This window comes from Bartonella queenslandensis AUST/NH15 (assembly GCF_000312585.1).
GTDB classification, from domain to species: domain Bacteria; phylum Pseudomonadota; class Alphaproteobacteria; order Rhizobiales; family Rhizobiaceae; genus Bartonella; species Bartonella queenslandensis_A.
In genome coordinates this window covers 2040-3641 of record NZ_HE998008.1, presented here as the reverse complement: position 1 = coordinate 3641, position 1602 = coordinate 2040, and the positions used below count along the sequence as shown (strand labels likewise).

Genomic DNA, 1602 nt, shown 5'->3' with positions numbered 1-1602 from the left:
CAAGAGAAGGACCATTTTTAAGGGTATCATTTATATGAGATTGGATAATTCATTGAAGAGCTTTGTGATATATTGAGAGGTGTTGATATCTTTGCAAAAAGCCAAAGCCGTATGCATGGGCTCCGTATCATCATCATTGATAGCAGCTTCCTTATCTATTTTGGTAAGGGCTCTATAGCAGCCAATAATTTTTGCAGCATCATCTAAATCAATTTCACGATTTTCATTGGCAATAATATTCTGTATAGCTGGTGTGATATAGGTTTCATCAATCCCCAAGACCACAATCTTATAAGGGGTTAACAGTTCATTATCGACTGCTTCCGCGAAGCTATAATGATGGAGTTGTTTGCCATAAAGCGTTTCATCATCCATAGAGGCTAGAACGGCATTAATCTCATCGGCACGTCTTTTGGCAGTATCACTAAAGATACGAGGTGTTGCTGTCATATACAGACGTTTTTTGCCTTGAATGATACTGTTATCGTGAACCTTGATAAATTCAGATTCATTAGTCTTCACTTCCCAATGAAGCACCCGTGGTTCTATGAGCTTCATCACAGATGATCAGATCAAATTCAGGTAAACCATACTCTTTTTGTGCATCCGAAATCACTTGGATAGAATGATAGGTTGAAAAGACCACGGTCATTGCATCGGCTAGGTTTTCACAAGCTTCTTTGGCAAGTGCTTGTGCATCTGTCGTAGCAGGGAGAACAAGATCTGATGTTTCCATACCAACAATATCATCTTGGTTTTTACGACGCTTGCCTACTTTTGTATCCGAACACACAGCAAAGGAACGCAACGGCACTTGTGCATCGGTTGTCCATTCACGGATCGTTTGTGAGACTAAAGCAAGAGAAGGCACCAGAAACAACACACGCTTGCCTTGACCTGCTATGGTTTCCGCTATCTTCAAACTCGTAAAAGTCTTCCCCGTTCCACATGCCATAATCAGCTTGCCACGATCTGCTTCTTTTAAACCTTCACAGACTTTCTCAAGGGCTTCTTTTTGATGGGGACGAGGCTCTTTTGTTGATTTAAGAAGAACTTCTTTTTTGGTTGCATAGATTTGCCAATCTATCCGACTATTTTCCATATGACGAAGGTCAATGCGATAAACGGGGATCGCTTGTCCTTTAATCATGGCATTCACATTGTCACTTAATTCTACTTCTGTGCTATCAACCAGAAGACGATATTTAAAGATCTCTTTCCCAGAGGCTGCGATAAAACTATCGATATCCTTTTTACTGATCTGATGATCTGCTTTATAAAACTTACATTGAATAGCGACATAGCCCTCTTGATGACGAAGCTTAGCAACGAGATCAATACCGATATCATTTTTATTCCACCCTTCACGCTCTTGCGCCCATTCATAATAGGTTTGCACCTTTTCATATCGTCCATAATGCAAAGGGTCATGCATAAGATATTTTGTCACAAAATCTTCAAACACTTTCCCCCGTAGAGCATTTGATGTTGCTTGATCACGATAAGATTGTAAGAGAGAGCGTAAAGTGACGTGTTTGTTATCAGAATAAAGAGGGTGAGACATAAAGAACAGACTCCATGACAATATATGCTACTGATTAA

Annotated in this window: 1 pseudogene; it reads right to left on the bottom strand. The window is 40.0% G+C overall.

The window, feature by feature from the left end:
* Window positions 1–51 precede the first annotated feature (51 nt).
* A pseudogene (locus tag BN338_RS07090) lies at window positions 52–1564 on the bottom strand (restriction endonuclease); the annotation flags it as partial.
* Between the last annotated feature and the right edge of the window lie 38 nt (window positions 1565–1602).